Annotated in this window: 17 protein-coding genes; 10 read left to right on the forward strand and 7 right to left on the reverse strand. The window is 37.9% G+C overall.

Translation table 11 applies throughout. The features are described from left to right. A complete protein-coding gene (locus tag C9J34_RS17600) occupies positions 1-426 on the reverse strand; it encodes a disulfide oxidoreductase (protein ID WP_107841483.1) in 426 nt (141 codons plus the stop codon). A 200-nt stretch (positions 427-626) separates the two neighbouring features. On the opposite strand from C9J34_RS17600, the gene C9J34_RS17605 reads away from it, so the two are divergent. Together C9J34_RS17605 and C9J34_RS17610 are read left to right on the forward strand one after the other, a co-directional pair. Continuing rightward, on the forward strand, positions 627-1,739 hold the full coding sequence (locus tag C9J34_RS17605) for a GAF domain-containing sensor histidine kinase (RefSeq protein ID WP_107841484.1): 1,113 nt from the start codon (positions 627-629) through the stop codon (positions 1,737-1,739). Positions 1,740-1,750: 11 nt separating this feature from the next. Next, positions 1,751-2,401, forward strand: a complete 651-nt coding sequence (locus tag C9J34_RS17610) for a response regulator transcription factor (RefSeq protein WP_107841485.1) — start codon at positions 1,751-1,753, stop codon at positions 2,399-2,401. Positions 2,402-2,497: 96 nt separating this feature from the next. Here the strand turns inward: C9J34_RS17610 and C9J34_RS17615 are convergent, their stop codons facing one another. Then, positions 2,498-2,782 carry a hypothetical protein gene (locus tag C9J34_RS17615; protein WP_107841486.1) on the reverse strand — a complete coding sequence of 95 codons (285 nt, stop codon included), beginning with the start codon at positions 2,780-2,782 and terminating at the stop codon, positions 2,498-2,500. Between the two features lie 168 nt (positions 2,783-2,950). Here C9J34_RS17615 and C9J34_RS17620 point away from each other — a divergent pair, with 168 nt between their 5' ends. Next, positions 2,951-4,132, forward strand: coding sequence for a M20 metallopeptidase family protein (locus C9J34_RS17620; protein ID WP_107841487.1), 1,182 nt, complete (start codon positions 2,951-2,953; stop codon positions 4,130-4,132). A 53-nt stretch (positions 4,133-4,185) separates the two neighbouring features. Here the strand turns inward: C9J34_RS17620 and C9J34_RS17625 are convergent, their stop codons facing one another. Beyond that, entirely contained in the window at positions 4,186-5,085 is a 900-nt protein-coding gene (locus tag C9J34_RS17625) for a cation diffusion facilitator family transporter (RefSeq protein ID WP_107841488.1), read from the reverse strand. A 119-nt stretch (positions 5,086-5,204) separates the two neighbouring features. Beyond that, positions 5,205-6,557 carry a hemolysin family protein gene (locus tag C9J34_RS17630; protein WP_107841489.1) on the reverse strand — a complete coding sequence of 451 codons (1,353 nt, stop codon included), beginning with the start codon at positions 6,555-6,557 and terminating at the stop codon, positions 5,205-5,207. A 217-nt stretch (positions 6,558-6,774) separates the two neighbouring features. Here C9J34_RS17630 and C9J34_RS17635 point away from each other — a divergent pair, with 217 nt between their 5' ends. From C9J34_RS17635 to C9J34_RS17655, 5 genes are all read left to right on the forward strand, one after another. After that, positions 6,775-7,209, forward strand: coding sequence for a DUF4871 domain-containing protein (locus tag C9J34_RS17635; protein WP_193769066.1), 435 nt, complete (start codon positions 6,775-6,777; stop codon positions 7,207-7,209). Between the two features lie 421 nt (positions 7,210-7,630). Then, a complete protein-coding gene (locus C9J34_RS17640) occupies positions 7,631-9,373 on the forward strand; it encodes an ABC transporter ATP-binding protein (protein ID WP_107841491.1) in 1,743 nt (580 codons plus the stop codon). After that, positions 9,370-11,106, forward strand: coding sequence for an ABC transporter ATP-binding protein (locus tag C9J34_RS17645; RefSeq protein WP_107841492.1), 1,737 nt, complete (start codon positions 9,370-9,372; stop codon positions 11,104-11,106). The genes C9J34_RS17640 and C9J34_RS17645 overlap by 4 nt, the downstream gene beginning before the upstream one ends. Before the next feature lie 177 nt (positions 11,107-11,283). Further along, complete coding sequence (locus C9J34_RS17650) at positions 11,284-12,114, forward strand: GNAT family N-acetyltransferase (protein WP_107841493.1); 831 nt, start codon at positions 11,284-11,286, stop codon at positions 12,112-12,114. A gap of 19 nt (positions 12,115-12,133) precedes the next feature. Continuing rightward, a complete protein-coding gene (locus C9J34_RS17655; protein ID WP_107841494.1) occupies positions 12,134-12,706 on the forward strand; it encodes a GNAT family N-acetyltransferase in 573 nt (190 codons plus the stop codon). 176 nt (positions 12,707-12,882) lie between these two features. On the opposite strand, the gene C9J34_RS17660 is transcribed toward C9J34_RS17655, so the two are convergent. After that, positions 12,883-13,773, reverse strand: coding sequence for a 3-hydroxyacyl-CoA dehydrogenase (locus C9J34_RS17660; RefSeq protein WP_107841495.1), 891 nt, complete (start codon positions 13,771-13,773; stop codon positions 12,883-12,885). Between the two features lie 115 nt (positions 13,774-13,888). On the opposite strand from C9J34_RS17660, the gene C9J34_RS17665 reads away from it, so the two are divergent. Together C9J34_RS17665 and C9J34_RS17670 are read left to right on the forward strand one after the other, a co-directional pair. Further along, positions 13,889-14,968 (forward strand): LuxR C-terminal-related transcriptional regulator, encoded by a 1,080-nt coding sequence (locus tag C9J34_RS17665; protein ID WP_107841496.1) that lies wholly within the window; start codon positions 13,889-13,891, stop codon positions 14,966-14,968. Positions 14,969-15,037: 69 nt separating this feature from the next. After that, positions 15,038-16,303, forward strand: a complete 1,266-nt coding sequence (locus C9J34_RS17670; RefSeq protein WP_107841497.1) for an MFS transporter — start codon at positions 15,038-15,040, stop codon at positions 16,301-16,303. Between the two features lie 41 nt (positions 16,304-16,344). On the opposite strand, the gene C9J34_RS17675 is transcribed toward C9J34_RS17670, so the two are convergent. Then, on the reverse strand, positions 16,345-16,905 hold the full coding sequence (locus C9J34_RS17675; RefSeq protein ID WP_107841498.1) for a manganese efflux pump MntP: 561 nt from the start codon (positions 16,903-16,905) through the stop codon (positions 16,345-16,347). Positions 16,906-16,984: 79 nt separating this feature from the next. Beyond that, positions 16,985-17,728 carry a TerC family protein gene (locus C9J34_RS17680; protein ID WP_107841499.1) on the reverse strand — a complete coding sequence of 248 codons (744 nt, stop codon included), beginning with the start codon at positions 17,726-17,728 and terminating at the stop codon, positions 16,985-16,987. Between the last annotated feature and the right edge of the window lie 202 nt (positions 17,729-17,930).

Raw genomic sequence — 17,930 nt, forward strand, 5'->3', positions numbered from 1 at the left:
TTATTTTTCCTCCTTTAAAACGCGTAACATGTAAAAGCTAATTGCTGCAATTATGACGAAAGCTGTTAATGCTAAAAATGGGATTGTAATAAACCCGAGCAAATTAATATATTGTCCTGTACAAGGAACAAGGCCGCAAGCAGGAGCTGATGCTTGTAAAAAATCTAGCTTTTGGATGCCGTAATGATAAAGGGAAATGCTTCCACCAATACAAGCAAATACAGCGGTTGTTAAGGCGATGCGTGCATTTTTCTGTATGTAAGCAACCGTCGTCAAAATGACAATTGGATACATAAGAATTCGTTGATACCAGCACATTTCGCAAGGGGTGTACTGCCTAATTTCAGAGAAATAGAGCGAACCTAATGTTGCTACTAGAGACACGACCCAAATAGCAAGCAAGCCATTTTCTAATTTTTTGTTCATAGTTGTTCTCCTACATGTCAAAATGAATGATACGTATTGATTATAGATAAAAGACTAGGAGAAGTAAATTGTTTAGAATTTGAATACTTTGTGAGTAAGATTTCACAATTGATTAATTTCAGCCAAAAGTATGAGCGGGGTATACATGCATTTAGAGGTATTTCAATGATATGATAATGGAAAGAACTTAGAGGTGAATCATGGGCTTAAATCATTCAAACATTACGATATTAAAAGAAATTGCTGAACTATTAAATGAAGAAACCGAAATGATTCCGATGCTCAAAGGGGCTTTATTCAAATTTTTAAGTGGTACGAAGTTTGATACGGGGTGGATTTTCTTTATTGATAATAAAGGAAAATCCAAATTAGTGGCACATGAAAACTTACCAGAGGCTTTAGCTAAAAACGGTTGCCAACATTTAAGTAGAGGTGGCTGCTGGTGCGTATCACGCTATCGCAATAATGAGTTGATGAAAGCTTCGAATATTATTGAATGCCAGCGCATTGAAAGTGCAATGGTAGATAGCGATGATGATACAGGTGGCATCACACACCATGCAACAGTTCCACTACAATCTGGGCAGGAGCGCTTTGGTATTTTAAATGTCGCCTCTCAAAATACGGTACGTTTTACGGAGGAAGAGCTTGAGCTTTTAGAATCCGTTGCCTTTCAAATGGGCTCGGCTATTAAAAGGATTCATCTAACGAATGAGCAACAGGAAATTGCATTAGTGCAAGAGCGCAATCGATTGGCACGGGATTTACATGATTCTGTTAATCAGCTTTTATTTTCGGTTACACTAACATCACGTGCTGGCATTGAGATGAGTGACCAGCCTGAAATCAAGGAAACCTTTAAAGAAATTCAAGAGCTTACACAGGAAGCTTTAACGGAAATGCGTGCACTCATTTGGCAACTGCGCCCGAAAGGTCTTGAAAGCGGATTAATTGAAGCGATTAAAGTATATGCAGAAATGTTAGGCTTAAAGCTGATTGTCAATGTTTCAGGCGTTATTCAGCTACCTTCACGTATTGAGGAAACGTTATTCCGCATTGCACAGGAAGGGCTGAATAATATACGGCGTCATGCAGGTGTCAAAATAGCGGAGCTTTATGTTACGGTGACGCAAACAGATATTTTACTCGTTATTAAGGATGAGGGACGAGGCTTTGTGATTGATCCAAAAGTTAGAATACCATCAGTCGGTATTCAATCAATTAAAGATCGAGCGCATGCAATTGGAGGCACAGCTGATTGGGTGAGTGAAATTGGCAAGGGGACGGAATTATTAATCCGCCTGCCGTATTAGGGGGGAATAGAATGATACGTGTCTTAATTGCAGACGACCATCATGTAGTAAGAAGAGGCTTGCTCTTCTTTTTAAAGACGCAAAAGGATATCGAAGTTGTAGGAGAAGCAAAAAATGGCATGGAAGCTGTGCAATTGGTGAAAGAGGTGCAGCCTGATGTCGTATTAATGGATTTAGTGATGCCTGAAATGGATGGTATTCAAGCAACGAAGCGTATAAAAGCATTGTATCCAGCCATTAAGGTACTAATGCTCACGAGCTTTGCCGATAAAGACCATGTGTTGCCAGCAATCGATGCAGGTGCATCTGGCTATCAGCTAAAGGATATTGAGCCAGATGATTTAGTGCATACAATCCGTCAAATTATGCGTGGAGAAAATATGCTGCATCCAGAGGCAACAACGCAGCTAGAGGAAGGCTTGCTTGAAGAGAAACAAAAGCTTCATGTAGTTAACCCATTAACACCGCGTGAGCAGGACGTACTAGCAGAGCTAACGAAGGGCAAAAGCAACCGAGAAATCGCCTCTTCTTTATTTGTGACAGAGAAAACCGTGAAAACACATATATCCAATATTTTTGCTAAGCTACAAGTGCAAGACCGTACACAAGCTGCTTTATATGCGGTGAAGCACGGTTTGACAGAGGGTAGTGGGCAGGTGTGACAAAGAGGCATGTCTGAAATAGGTATTATCTGTTCAGACACGCCCCTGCTTTTTTGTTTGGGCTTTGCCCTGTGAAAGCTTCAACTTGACCATCATCTATTTAAATTCCTCACTCCACTCATCAATCTTCATTTTTAAATAGGCCCCGCCGATTAGAAAAATTAATAAAGCGATAGTTATTGCAGAAGCATTAATTAAGCTATCTTTTAGTGTGCCCAATTGTTCTCGAGCATAAAGCTGTACAAATGGCATAACGATGCTTGCAATAATGGAAAATAGAATATATTTCTCCCAGCTTCTTTTTAGTTTATCTGCATAGATAAATTTATAAAATTGGCGAAAAATAATTAACCAACTGATGAAAAATAAAAGCATCTTCATAAAAATTCCTCCGACAATGTAGTATGTTAATTGAAAATTATACCATATAAAAGCTTAGCTATTTTTAATTTTCAGATAAAATTGATTGACTTTCTCAAGGATTGCTTTTATGATTTAAAGTATACTATTTCTATAGGAATTAAAAGGGGATACGAGGAGGGTTTTCATTTGTCTCATTTACAAAACGAATTATTGCAGCAATTTGAATCAATTGTACATACAAGACGTTATTTACATCAACATCCAGAGCTTTCATTTCAAGAATTTAATACAGCAAAATTTATTGCACAGGAGCTTCGAAGCTACGGAATTGAAGTGCATGAAAATATCGGTGGGAACGGTGTTGTAGGCTATATTCGTACACCAAATCCAACAAAAACTATTGCTTTACGCGCAGATTTTGATGCTTTACCAATTCCAGATGAAAAGAATGTTCCATATAAATCTACTGTAGATGGTGTGAGCCATGCTTGTGGACATGATGGGCATACGGCAGCTTTATTAGGTGTAGCAAAGGTGCTACAAAATAATCGTGATCAATTAAAAGGAAATGTCAAACTTATTTTTCAGCATGCGGAAGAAAAGCCTCCAGGCGGTGCGAAGGCAATGGTGGAAGCAGGAGTTTTAGAGGATGTTGATTATATTTTTGGGGCGCATTTAGCCTCCGATTTACCAATAGGTACGTTAGCTACACGCGTAGGTCCAACGATGGCCTCTGTTGATGCCTTTACCATTAAACTTTTCGGCAAAGGCGGACATGGTGCACATCCACACCAAACAAAGGATTCGCTTGTCATTGGTACACAGCTTGTCAACCAGTTTCAGCAAATTGTTAGTCGTCGGGTGAGCCCGATTGAGCCTGCTGTTGTAACGGTGGGTAGCTTCCATAGTGGAAGTGCCTTTAACGTTATTGCAGATAAAGCGCTCTTAGAGGGAACAGTTCGAACGCTCGATGCGACAGTGCGCAAGCAAATTGAGCAGGAAATTCGTGCGATATTAGATGGCTTCAAAGTATCTAGCTATATTGATTACGAGCTAGATTATTTAAATGGCTATCCTGTGTTAGTGAACCATGAAGAGCAAACAAATTTAGTAACAGCGCTAATTCAACAGGAATTTGGGGACGAGGCTTTCCAAATTCGTCAGGTTAGCTTAGGTGCGGAGGATTTTTCCTACTATCTGCAACAGACAAAAGGAAATTTCTTCTACGTAGGCTCGCATGATGGAACGGAGCATACAGCCTATCCGCACCATCACCCTAAATTTGACTTTGATGAACAGGCACTCATAAATATCGGAAAAGTATTTTTAAAAATTATTGAGCATTATTTGATTGAAGAAATAATATAGAAATTAGAGCTGTCTGAGAAGCTAAATGCATACTTGCTTCTTAGGTAGCTTTTTCAAAAATGATAATCATCCTCCGTTGGTGCAGGGATTTCATGCGGTTCAATATGCACGAGCACAACGCAATATGGATTGATTTGTTTTACTGTATTTTCGATTTGCTCTGTAATTTCATGGCTTTCCCATACATTCAAATACGGGTTGACGGTCACTGTTACATCGACAAATGACATATTACCATGTGTACGCCCTTTGAAATCCACTAAATCGATGACGCCGTCAACTTTGCGAATAAGCTCACAAAGTGCCTCTGTATCTCTCGTATTAAAGCCGTCCGTTAATGTATGGACAGCCTCCCAAAGTATTTCCACACCGGTTTTCACGATAATAACACCGACAAGAAGTGCTGTAATGACATCGATAATAGGGAAACCTACAATCGCAGCACCAATCCCAATAGCTGTACCGATGCTAACAAGGGCATCTGAACGATTATCATAGGCGGCAGCTTTAACAGCACTGCTATTAATTTTCTTTGCTAAAGCCATATTGTAGCGATAGACAATATACATAATACAAGCGCTAATAACAGCCACGACTGCTGTTAGCACAGAAGGCGTATCATGCGTAGGGTTCCAAATATTTTTAATGGAAGATATCAGTACTTGGACCCCTACTGCAATCATAATAAATGCCGCAATAAGTGAAGCGATTGTTTCTGCACGTAGATGTCCGTATTGGTGATCGTCATCCGCAGGCTTTTGAGAAATACGTAAGCCAATTAATACAGCAACCGAAGCAATAATATCGGTTGTATTGTTTAATCCATCTGCTTTTAATGCGGCTGAGCTCCCGATATAGCCAACAATTAGTTTCATTGCACTTAGTGCAATATAAGTACCAATAGATAACCAAGCGCCTTTTTCACCAGCACGTAAATTTGTATATAGCTCCACAATGTTTCCTCCTAGAAAGACTTTTAGACATGATAAAGAGGCTGCCTAGAAAGTATGCATCTGCGATAATTTATCGCCAAACGCTACTTTCTAAACAGCCACTTGCTTATAATTTTACATTAAATTTCTTCAATTAATTTATTTTCAAGAATTTTAGCAGCTTCTAGCTTTTTGATTTCGAGATATGAAATATGATGTCCATCAGATTCTTTAATTGTAAATTGATAGCCATAAGCTTCAAATGAGTCACCTTCGACTACATCAAAATGCTGTGTCATCACCCATCCACCAATTGTATCAATATCTTCATCCTCGATTTCGATACCTAAAATATCGTTGACGTTTTCCAAAAGCAATTTCGCATCAATAATATAATGACCTTCGTCTATTTCTTGAATTTCAGGTATTTCGTCAGCATCGAATTCATCCTGAATATCACCAACAATTTCCTCGATGATATCTTCAATCGTTACTAAGCCAGATGTTCCACCATATTCATCTAATAAAATAGCTAAATGAATACGTTCTTGCTGGAATTTCAATAATAAATCACTAATTGGCACTGTGTCAATTACACGAATAACGGGTTGCATATAATCTTCTACTTTTGTCTCACCGTTTGCAGGGTTTTTAACGAAAGCAGTTAATAAATGCTTCATATTCACTAAGCCAATCACATGGTCTTTATCACCGTCTGTAATTGGGTAACGTGTATATTGTTCAACGCCCATTACTTCGAATACTTCACGTAATGTTTGATCTTTTTCAATGCTAATAATTTCAGTACGGGGTACCATAATTTCCTTTGCAATTCGATCAGAAAACTCAAAAATACTGTTTACATATTCGTATTCAGAGTGATTAATTTCTCCACCTTTTAAGCTATCTGATAAAATCATACGAAGCTCTTCCTCGGAGTGTGCTGCTTCAGATTCAGAAACCAATTTTAAACCGAAAAGTCCTGTTAATGCACGGGCTGAGCCATTTAATGTGCGAATAAAAGGATACATGATGTTGTGGAATAAAATAAGTGGTCCTGCTAAATGTAAAGTGACAGCCTCCGCTTTTTGAATAGCTAAAGTTTTTGGCGATAATTCCCCTACGACAACGTGTAAAAATGTTACAAGTGAAAAGGCAATAATAAATGAAAGAAGTGACGTAACGCGACCTTCCAGCCCTATGAGCTCAAATAATGGTTCTAAAATTAGTGCAAATGTTGGTTCACCTAACCATCCAAGTCCGAGCGCGGTAATGGTAATTCCAAGCTGACATGCTGATAAATATTCATCTAAGTTTGAAATTACTTTTTTCGCCTTTAGCGCTTTCTTATTACCTTCAGCGACAAGCTGGTCAATTCGTGTAGTCCTTACTTTTACTATGGCAAACTCAGTTGCAACGAAAAATGCCGTAGCAGCAATTAATAGAGCAAATGCTACAAGCCTTATGGTTAGCTCTCCTATATCTCCGTCCAAATAAATCCTTTACTTGCGACCCAAATGAGGGGGGCAAATAAAGAGTACACCTCCTATAATAGAAAAATTTTTTGAATACTTTTATCATAAAATATTTCGCAACAAAAAACAATTTTTGCTGACGATTTTTTTCTTTTATTTCGAATGAATATTCTGTGAATTTAAGTTATTATATAATTACCTATGCTATAGAAAAAAGGAGGACTTTATTATAAAAGTGAAATTTTGGTTACCATTATTCGGGGTATTATTGTTGTTAGCCGCTTGTGCAGATGATAAGAAGGAAGCATGGCAGGAAAGTGAATTTTTTGAATCGGGTAGTTTTCGAATGCTTGGAATCAAAGATAAAGTGGGTTTTATCTATGATAGAGAAATATTGCCCTTTACCGCTAATCAGCCAAATAAATACATGTGGCATTTTTGGGGTGATGAGGATGTATTAAAGGGTGATATTAAAGTCACTGCGGCATTTGAAGAGGAACCAGAGCAAAAAATTGAAATTTTATACGATAAAATTGGCTTTTTAAGTGCTCATAATGGTGCAGACTATCATATACCTAGTATCATGGAACTTCCGCAAGTCGGGATGTGGAAGCTAGAAGTTTATCTAGACGATAAAATTTTTGATACGATTTATGTAGAAGTCATGTGACTCTCGATATCGACAGAATTCACAAAAACATTTAATTTTTCAAAAAATATTGACATAGTAAATTTTTGTATGCTAATCTTAAGGGGCACTAAATAATTTAAGGAAATGGAGGGAAGGATTATGATGATTTTATTAAACAACAAAACAGCTAAACATTTTAATCCGGACCTGTAGTATGTTCTTTTTATTATTTGCTTGAACGCGCATAATGAATTGATGATACAGGCACGTCCCTGTATCTCTTTTTTTAGGCATGTATCCTAATGAAATGGGGATATATGTCTTTTTTTGTGCTGACAGTGTGCATAACTGAGATGTAGGAGGATATCGGTATGTTTAAACAATTTCAAGCAAAAATTTTAAAAAGGGAATCGCTGGATAGTGGATAGTGCGACTCTAAGGGAAGAAAGTAGGTAAAAATATGTTTGATGTATTAGGAAAATTAACATGGTTTTTCAAGCAGCATTGGAAGCGTTATACACTTGCCATTGTGCTGCTAATTTTAGCGAGTATCGTTGAAGTGATACCACCTTGGCTACTCGGTAAGGCCATTGATGAAATGACATTAGGTGTCATGACCGGTGAGCTACTCAGCTATTATTTAATCGGTATGGTAGTCATCATTATACTTAGTTATTCAATGAATTTCGTATGGCAATACCAATTATTTGGTGGTGCGATTACACTAGAACGGGTTTTACGAAAACGATTAATGCACCAATTTTTAAAAATGACGCCAACATTTTATGAAAAAAATCGTACAGGAGATTTAATGGCGCGAGCGACAAATGATTTAAATGCGGTATCGCTAACAGCAGGTTTCGGGATTATGACGTTGATTGATTCGACAGTTTATATGGCTGCCATTATTTTAGCGATGGGCTTCGCGATTTCATGGAAGCTAACATTTTGGGCGATGCTACCTGTACCAATTATGGCTATTTTAATTCAATACTTAGGAAAAATTGTGCATGAGCGTTACATGACAGCTCAAGAAGCTTTTGGAGAGCTAAATGATGATGTGCTTGAATCTGTTGCTGGAGTACGTGTGATCCGTGCTTATGTACAGGAAACGCGAGATAAAGGGCGCTTCGCTAATAAAAGTGAGGAAGTGTTCCAAAAAAACATCCATGTAGCAAAAATTAACGCATTATTTGGACCAATTACTAAAGCGGGTACAGCTATTTGTTATGTTGTTGCGTTAGGCTACGGAGCTGTTTTGGTATCGAATGGTGAGTTATCGGTCGGTCAGCTCGTAACATTTAATGTTTATTTAGGTCTAGCAGTATGGCCGATGTTTGCGATTGGTGAGCTTATTAACGTAATGCAACAAGGAAATGCTTCGTTAGATCGTGTACAAGAAACACTTAATTATGAGGCGGATGTACAAAATCCAGCACAAGCGGTGGCATTGCAAACACCAACAGCAATTGGCTTTAATGATTTTACATTCCAATACCCGTTATCACAGGTGAAAAACTTGCAGCAAATTTCAGTTGCCTTAAAGCAAGGGCAAACATTAGGGATTGTTGGGAAAACGGGTGCAGGGAAAACAACATTTGTTAAGCAATTATTACGAGAATATCCACTTGGTGATGGGCAATTAACCATCGCCGATGTCGATTTAGCACAGCAAACAAAGGAGCAGGTGCTAGATTGGATTGGCTATGTGCCACAGGATCATGTACTATTCTCAAGAACGATTCGAGAAAATATTTTATTTGGGAAAGAAGATGCAACAGAGGCGCAAATTGCAGATGCAATTCGACTTGCGCATTTTGAGCAAGATTTGAAAAACTTGCCGATGGGTATGGAAACGCTCGTAGGAGAAAAGGGTGTTTCGCTATCGGGCGGACAAAAGCAGCGTGTATCCATTGCACGTGCACTCATTAAAAATCCTGAAATTTTAGTTTTGGATGATTCGTTATCAGCAGTTGATGCGAAAACAGAGGCAAAGATTATCGATAATATTCAAAATGAACGTAATGGTAAAACGACGATTATTACAACGCACCGTTTATCAGGCATTCAGCACGCAGACCATATTATTGTGCTGGATGAAGGGATGATTACAGAACAAGGTACACATGATGAGCTTCTTGCACAGAATGGTTGGTATAAAGAGCAATTTGACCGCCAGCAGCTAGAGGGGGGATCTGAATGAGTACAAGTAAACGATTGTATCATTACGCATTAACATTTAAAAAGCCGATTTTAATTGGGCTTGCATTATTAACATTAGCCGTTTTTACAGATTTAGCAGGACCATTTATCGCAAAGCATATTATTGATAACTATATGACGCCAGGAGAGATGGCCGTTAAACCATTAACATGGCTATTAATTGTTTTCTTCGGGCTATCTATAGCAACAGCGATTTTACGTTATTTTATGTATATTTATTTGCAAATTGGGGCGAATCGTGTTGTACAGCAAATGCGCCAAGATGTTTTTGGGCATATTCAAACATTGCCGATTCATTACTTTGACAACTTACCAGCCGGTAAAGTAGTGGCACGTGTGACGAATGATACGGAAGCTGTGCGCAATTTATATGTGCAAGTGCTATCACAATTTGCAACGAGCATTATTTCCATTGCAGGGGTTTATATTGCTTTATTTATTTTAGATATTAAGCTAGGGCTTATTGCGTTAGTCGTGATTCCACTCGTTTATGGTTGGATGATTGGCTATCGTAAGTTTGCAGCAAAGTACAATCATGTGATTCGTACAAAAATTGCGGATATTAATGCGATGATTAATGAATCAATTAACGGGATGACAATTATTCAAGCATTCCGTCGCGAAAACCAAATGAAAAAGGAATTCGCAGAGATGAACAATGAGCATTATGAATATGAGCGCAAGCTGTTGTTTTTAGATTCAGCTACCTCTTTTAACTTAGTGAATGTATTACGTTTATTGATGTTTATGGTGTTCATTTATTACTTTGGTACACAGTCAATGACAATGCCAGAAGCAATAACAGCAGGAACATTGTATGCACTTGTTGATTATTTGACACGTTTATTCAATCCCATTGTGAACTTTGTTAACCAGTTCTCACAGCTTGAGCGCTCATTAGTAGCTGGCTCTCGTGTATTTGAACTGTTGGATCAAAACGGCGAGGCAGTAAGCGAAAAGCGTATCCCACGTTACGAGGGGAATGTGATATTTGATAATGTTTCCTTCGCTTACAAGGATGATGAGTACGTGTTGAAAAATTTAAACTTCGAAGCACAGAAGGGTGAAACTGTGGCACTTGTTGGGCATACGGGTTCGGGGAAAAGCTCAATTATGAACTTATTATTCCGCTTCTATGATCCACAAAAAGGACGTATTACAATTGATGGGCAAGATATTACAAGCTTGCCACGCCAATCGGTTCGTGACCATATGGGCATTGTGTTACAAGATCCATATTTATTTACAGGTACAATCGCTTCGAATGTTAGCTTAAATGATGAACGCATTTCGCGTGAAACAGTAGAAAAGGCACTAGCTGCTGTAGGTGGCGAACGTGTTTTAGCGAACTTAGAAAAAGGCTTAGATGAGCCAGTAATTGAAAAAGGAAGCACGCTCTCTTCGGGGCAGCGCCAGTTAATTTCCTTTGCACGTGCATTAGCCTTCAATCCAGCGATTTTAATATTGGATGAAGCAACATCCAATATTGATACAGAAACAGAGGAAATTATTCAGCATGCGATGGATGTATTAAAGCAAGGGCGTACAACATTTATTATCGCCCACCGTCTATCGACAATTAAAAATGCAGATAAAATTCTCGTATTAGACCGTGGTGAAATCGTCGAGCAAGGTACACATGATGAGCTGTTAGCATTAGGTGGCCGCTATGAAACAATGTACCAGCTACAGGCAAATTCATTGAATGGCTAAGTCAGAGGAGCTGCCGAATTTTCGGCAGCTTTTTCTATATGGATAAGCGAATTTGGATGTCTTGCGTGCGAATTTCACTGTTTAACGTGCGGAGATGGGCATCTTGCGTGCGAATTCACATATCTTACGAGCGAATTTGGCACTTCGTTGAGCGAATTGGGACTTTAGGAGGGCAACATGACAAAAAACAAGCAACTTGCACAATTTCTAGCACAGCTAAACAACGAGCCAGCACATCATATTGGCTACTGTGGTGAAGATGTAGAAGAAATTGAGCAAACTTTGAGAGAAGATTTTATGGAGAGTGCTTTTGCTATTACATATGATAATGAACGTATTGTAGCGGCAATTGGCTTAGATATAGATGGCACAAGCGCGGAGGTGTGGGGACCGTTTATGCAGTGTAGAGAGCAAGTACCACTGCTAGTAAATATGTGGAGCCAACTGTTAGAGAAGCATTCCACTATTCACACATTCCAATTTTTTATCAATGAAGAAAATAAGGTAGCGACTGAATTTATCAAGGCAATCGGTGCACAGCAAACAGGTTGGCACAGCGTTTTACGATGGCAGCAACAAGAGCAACCTGAGATGATACATTTTAATTTGTATGAGCCAAAATTTTATGAAAGTTTCGCTGTGCTACACAATGAAGCATTTCCGAATACTTACTATGATGCAAAAACAATTGTACAACGCCTAAATGATACACATGAATTGCTATTACTTATCAATGAAGAAGAACAGCTACAGGGCTACGCTTATATCGAGGTAGATGCCCTACATCAATGGGCGGTGATTGAATATATTGCGATTGCACCAGCCTTTAGGCGACAAGGACTTGGTACAAAGTTACTAGCAATGGCACTTACGCGCATAAGTGCTACACATCAAATTCAAGAGGTGCAATTAACTGTCAGCACAGCAAATGAAGGAGCACTCCATCTGTATAGGGCGGCAGGCTTTATAATAAAGCATGAGTTAGTGAGTTATCAATTGCAAAAGTAAATAATTAGGAGTTGTCAAAATGATTGAACATAATAAATTTCCGAATTTAGAAACAGATAGGTTGTTTTTGCGAAATGTAAATAATGAGGATATTGATTTTATTTATAGGCTTTTTAGTGATGAAAGAGTATGCGAATTTTTATATGATGAAGAATTATTTACAAGTAGAAATGATGCAATCGAGTTTGTTGAATGGAATAAAGATCCAGAAGAAAAGGGACATAATCGTTGGGTATTAGTCAAAAAAGATGCTAACCAAGAGCAAATTGGAACCTGTGGATATCATTGTTGGGACAGAACGAACAATATTGCGGAAATAGGCTATGATTTATGGCACGAAAATTGGGGACAAGGATATATGAAAGAGGCATTAATTAGTGCAATTGAAAGTGGATTTAACCATATGAACTTAAATAGAATTAACGCTTTTGTTGCTTTAGATAACGTAAGCTCTATTAGGTTATTAGAAAGACTTGGATTTATGAATGAAGGCGTTTATAGAGATAAACATTTATTCAGGGGTAAATATTATGACCATTATTCCTTTTCTCTGTTAAAAAAAGATTGGAACCAATTCAAAGAGGCAAACTAACGAAGAGCTTTAACAACACATTTAATAACTGTAAAAAGCTTGGGATGTCCCAAGCTTTTTTGGTTTGTTAATTGCCTTGCTATTTACGTTGCGAAAACGTATGTTATTTGGACTGCGATTTTAAGTTTTCTCCACGTTATCGGAACTAATTACTAAAATAGACAGCCTCTTTTGCATTATTTCAAGAAATCAGGTTGCTGATATGCAGGATTTGGATATTTGTAGAAGCCTTCACCTGTCGCCACACCGAGTTTACCTTGGTCAATTAATTCTGATTTTAATTTATCTGCGATTAATTGTGAAACTTGGTCACCTTGTTCTGCTTTTGCTTTTGTTAAGTTATATGGTGTCGTCATACCAATAATATCTAAGAAAGCAAATGGACCAACTGGGGCGCCTGTTGAAATCATCCAGTTTTTATCGATGGCATGTGGATCAGCCACTTCGTTTGCCCATAAATATTGTGCTGCATTTAAAAAAGGCACTAATAATGTGTTTAAAATATAACCAGGTTGCTCTTTATGCAAGCGGAATGTAACCATATCGATTGTTTTTGCAAATTCTTCTACTAAGTCAGCGTATTTTGCGTCTGTACCAGCATGCCCCATTACTTCTGCAATATTGTTTTTCCAAATTTCATTAGCAAAGTGTAATGCTAAAAACTTCTCTGGTCGACCTGTATATTCAGCAAATTGGCTTGGAAGCATCGTTGAGGAATTGGAAGCGAAGATTGTTTTCTCAGGAGCTACTTGAGCTAATTGTATATAGAAGTTTGTTTTAATTTCTACAACTTCAGGAACAGCTTCGATAATTAAATCAGCCTCTTTGACCGCTTCTGCTAAATCGGCACTATATGAAAGGCTAGCGAACGCTTTTTCTGCACGTGCCACGTCATCGAAAAATTCACCATAAACTGTTTTTAATTTTGAGAAGCGCTCTTTTGCAGCGGTTAATGCCTCATCATTAATGTCGTAAACCGTTACATTATAGCCGAAAAATGCAGTTTGGAATGCAATTTGGCTACCTAATACGCCAGAACCTGCGATTGTAATATGTTTGAATGCCATAAAGAACATCTCCTTAATATTTGACTAACTACATTGTATACGTTTTAATACATAGGATTAACCTATTAGAATAGGGACTTTTCACAAAAATAAACATACATTTGTAGGTGATAAAATGATAAAGCCTGTACAATTTATTTTATTTTGCAAAATATATCGTACTCAGCTCATGCAAAATATTAATTCTTATATTCAATTGGAACAGGAGCTAACTGCGAAGGAAAGGGAAGAGATGATTGCATTCTCCGACCATTTTTTGCAATTCATCATTAAACAGCATGATAGCGAAGTGCCAGATAATTTAACAAATCAATTGCAGCTCTTTATTCAAGTACATTGGCAGCAAGCAACAGGCCCATTTTTAAATAAATTTAGAGCTATTTTCGAACAATCCACCCTTCGTCTATTATTTAATCAAAAACATCCTCAGATAGAGCCATTGTTTATGTTTTTATCCAATAGTATGGTGAGCTTAATGCAGCAGTATTATGTATCATTGAATCAATCATCTGAGCACACAGCATTAGATGTCAGTAGTCTTGAACAAATGGATGAAATTTTGATTCGCGCTTCAAGCGCCGAAGAATTGCCCTCGATTTTGGAAGAGTTGAAGGCGATTTTTCAATTTAAGCGCTGTATTTTTTATATATACATCCCATGGAAAAATGAATTTAAAGGGATGTTTGGCGATCAGCTAGAGATTGTGCAAAATATTAAAGGAAAACTAACGGCAGATTTTCCGATTTTCAGCTTAAAGCAGCCGCTTTATTTGCGAGAACCACATCCATATATCGAGGACGAAATGATTGAGAAATTCAATTTATCGTCGATGATTTTCATCCCAGTTGCAGACGAAAATCAATTATATGGTTGGTTAGAGCTAGATCAAAAAGGTGAATTTTTCCCGTATTCGCAAATGCAATTAGATACGTTGGCACTCGTTGGTAAACGACTTGGCTTATTGTTATCACGTAAACCTACTACCTCACATCTTGAAAAGCACTCTGAGTTAAATGACAAGGAGCATAGCGTGATTTATTTAATTGCAGAGGGCTATAGCAATAAGGAAATTGCTTCGATTTTATTTTTAAGTGAATTCACGGTGCGTGACTATGTGCAAAGACTGCTTAGTAAATTGCAGGCAAAAAACCGTACCCATTTAGTGAGCGAGGCATTTAAGCGAGGGATTCTATAAAATTCCATCTTGCTTATTTACTACGGAAAACGTATATTTAGGTTATCGAATTAAAATGAGGTGCAGTGAGTGAAGAAATGGCTTGATGAGTGGGGAAAAAGCTTAAAATCGTTTAATCGAAATATCCGTTTATTTATTTTGTCGAATGTGCTAATTCAAATTGGTATGGGTGTATTTAGCGTGATGTACAATTTATATATTCGAGAGCTTGGATTGCCAGAATCGGTGAATGGAAGTGTGATTTCGATGACATCGCTCGCAACAGCAATTATGCTCATACCAGCGGGACTACTGAGCGATAAAATAGGGCGCAAATGGCTCTTAATTATTGGCTCGACATTGACGGCTATTTTGCTTGTTGGACGCAGTATTGTGACAGCGGAGCAGCCGATGTTAATGCTCGCCTTTGGCATGGGGATTGCATGGGCCTTGGCACAAGTTTCAGGTGTGCCATTTTTAGCGGAAAACTCTAGCCCGCGTGAACGTATGCAATTGTTCAGCATTCACTTTGCGCTCATCACCGTATCAAATGTTGTCGGGAATTTATTAGGTGGCATTATCGCAGATACTTTGCAGTGGCTTGCGAAAATGGATGAAGTACAAAGTATTCAAATTTCGCTATTAACAGGCTGTGTTATTTTCTTCTGTGGGCTATTCCCATTATTTAAAATGAAGCCTGTAGCTCCTGTGCAAAAAGAAAAAGCACAAGTGGTTCACACAGAGAAGGAAGCTGGTTGGTCTTTCAATTTTAAAATGATTATCTTTTTCGGAACAGCTAATTTACTCGTTGGTTTCGGTGCGGGCTTAGTTATCCCATACTTAAACTTATATTTTGCGAATCGCTTTGATGCGTCAAACTCCTATATTGGATTAATTTTAGCATTAGGTTCTGCGATGACAACGGTGGCGATGCTTATTGGACCAATGCTTGTGAAGCGTGTAGGCAAAGTAAGAGCTCTCGTTTTATTTCAGCTCATGTCGATTCCATTTTTGTTTTTAACAGCTTTTACAAATTCATTGTTTTTAGCATCGCTCGGCTTTTTAATGCGCCAAGCATTGATGAATGCAGGTAACCCAATTCAAAGTGCCATTGCGATGGAAGTTGTCCACGATAAATATAAAGGGCTCGCTAACTCGGTCAATCAAATGGTGTTCAATTTAGGATGGGCGGTTATGGGCTTGCCAGCAGCATGGCTCGTCACATCCTATGGCTCATACTGGGGCTATGCCTATGCGTTCTGTATTACAGGTGCGTTATATTTAATTGCCTCCACGTTTTTCTATATCACTTTTGGGCGCAAATATACATTGAAGGAAGAATCAGCTTCGTCTTAAATAGAAAAAAGGCTGTCGGAAATTTCCTGACAGCCTTTTTTCTAGATGAAAATTTCAAAAATACCTATCGCTATCAGAAGCCAACCTGCAATCGCTGTAGAGTATCGACCAATAAAGCTTTTTGCTAATAAAATGCCAAAGTGGCTGCCGATTGCTACTGTAATGAAGGAAAAGGCCCCGATAGAAATAACCATCCATATTGTCGTAATATCATTTGCACCAATAGCAATACCTGTTGCTAAACAGTTCGCTGATAAAACAAAGCCTAATAGAATGGCCTCTTTTAAAGAAAGGATAGAATTTTGATCTTTATCAAATGATTTAATACGGCCAGCTTTAGCGAATCGTTTTGATAACAAAGTCCATGCCCCAATAACGCAAAGTAACAAACTGCCTAATAGATTAGCTAAATAAACTGAAATATAATCAATTAATGCCTCGCCAATTGTGATAGCTACATACGTCACAAGCATGGATAATAGCGCAATAGCAGCGTTTGAGATGAAGGGAATTTTTATTCGTTTAATCCCATAGGCTAAGCTGATTCCTAAGTTATCTAAATTCACCGCGATTCCTAAAAGAATAATTGTAATCCACTGCATCAAATCCTCCTCGAAACCATTATATGAGGTAAATAATATTTGGTTCGAGCAAGGTAGTTATTGATACAGAAAAATAGCCTTAAGCAGTTCGTAGCTTTTTTACAAAATGAAGACAGAAGGTAATTGTAAATACAACAATTAAAATAATGAAAAACAGATAGTGTGGTACATGAATACCTACGATACTCACAAGCATTTTTAATGCAACGATACCGATGATGAAAAAGGCTGCTTCCTCTAGTTCAGGTATTTTTTCAATAACGCTTAAAAATAAGCCTGCAATTGTTCTCATCATGACAATCCCTAACATCCCGCCAATCATTAATACCCATACTTGATTGGATATGGCGAATGCAGCAAGTATGGAATCAAGTGAAAAAGCAACATCCATTAGCTCAATCATAACAACAGTTGCCCAAAAGCTTCCAAAAATTCGAACTAACAAACCTGATTTTTTAACTTCCTTAACACTGTCCTCTTCTCCTATTTGTGCGAAATGAGCAACACAGAGCCAACCTAAATACAAGGCACCTAGCAATTTTATAAACCAAAATTCCACTAAATAAACACCGATGCCTATAAATAAAAATCGGAAAAAATAAGCCCCGATCATACCATACATTAATGCGCGTTTTCGCTGTTTATTTGGCAAGTGCTTAACCAACACAGCTAGTACAAGTGCATTGTCTGCTGAAAGTAAGCCTTCGATAATAATAAGTGTGGATATTAATCCCCAAGATACAGGGTCAGTTAAAACTTCCTTCCACATGCCCCAATCGAAAAACTGCATATATATTGATAAAATTTCTTGAATGATTTCCAAAACACACCCTCCTACTAGCTCTATGCATAGTCAATTATATGCACAACGGCTTTTGTTATGATTGCAGTAAAAAGAAGCCGAGCTGTTTAAAAACATGCTTTAGATTTAGATAATTCTCCAATTAATTACATACAAGCACCTTTACTAGCCTCGTTTGTTCTCCATAAGTCTATAATTTCATATCTGTCTCTTATACACATCT

The sequence above is a fragment of the Metasolibacillus meyeri genome, assembly GCF_003049505.1.
GTDB classification, from domain to species: Bacteria; Bacillota; Bacilli; order Bacillales_A; family Planococcaceae; genus Metasolibacillus; species Metasolibacillus meyeri.

Bases quoted from the DNA above. Each gene is read 5' to 3' on its own strand.
- C9J34_RS17615 (WP_107841486.1), bottom strand. From the start codon at position 2,782: ATGAAGATGCTTTTATTTTTCATCAGTTGGTTAATTATTTTTCGCCAA.
- C9J34_RS17655 (WP_107841494.1), top strand. From the start codon at position 12,134: ATGATTGAACATAATAAATTTCCGAATTTAGAAACAGATAGGTTGTTT.
- C9J34_RS17605 (WP_107841484.1), top strand. From the start codon at position 627: ATGGGCTTAAATCATTCAAACATTACGATATTAAAAGAAATTGCTGAA.
- C9J34_RS17665 (WP_107841496.1), top strand. From the start codon at position 13,889: ATGATAAAGCCTGTACAATTTATTTTATTTTGCAAAATATATCGTACT.
- C9J34_RS17675 (WP_107841498.1), bottom strand. From the start codon at position 16,905: ATGCAGTGGATTACAATTATTCTTTTAGGAATCGCGGTGAATTTAGAT.
- C9J34_RS17600 (WP_107841483.1), bottom strand. From the start codon at position 426: ATGAACAAAAAATTAGAAAATGGCTTGCTTGCTATTTGGGTCGTGTCT.
- C9J34_RS17660 (WP_107841495.1), bottom strand. From the start codon at position 13,773: ATGGCATTCAAACATATTACAATCGCAGGTTCTGGCGTATTAGGTAGC.
- C9J34_RS17645 (WP_107841492.1), top strand. From the start codon at position 9,370: ATGAGTACAAGTAAACGATTGTATCATTACGCATTAACATTTAAAAAG.
- C9J34_RS17650 (WP_107841493.1), top strand. From the start codon at position 11,284: ATGACAAAAAACAAGCAACTTGCACAATTTCTAGCACAGCTAAACAAC.
- C9J34_RS17610 (WP_107841485.1), top strand. From the start codon at position 1,751: ATGATACGTGTCTTAATTGCAGACGACCATCATGTAGTAAGAAGAGGC.
- C9J34_RS17640 (WP_107841491.1), top strand. From the start codon at position 7,631: ATGTTTGATGTATTAGGAAAATTAACATGGTTTTTCAAGCAGCATTGG.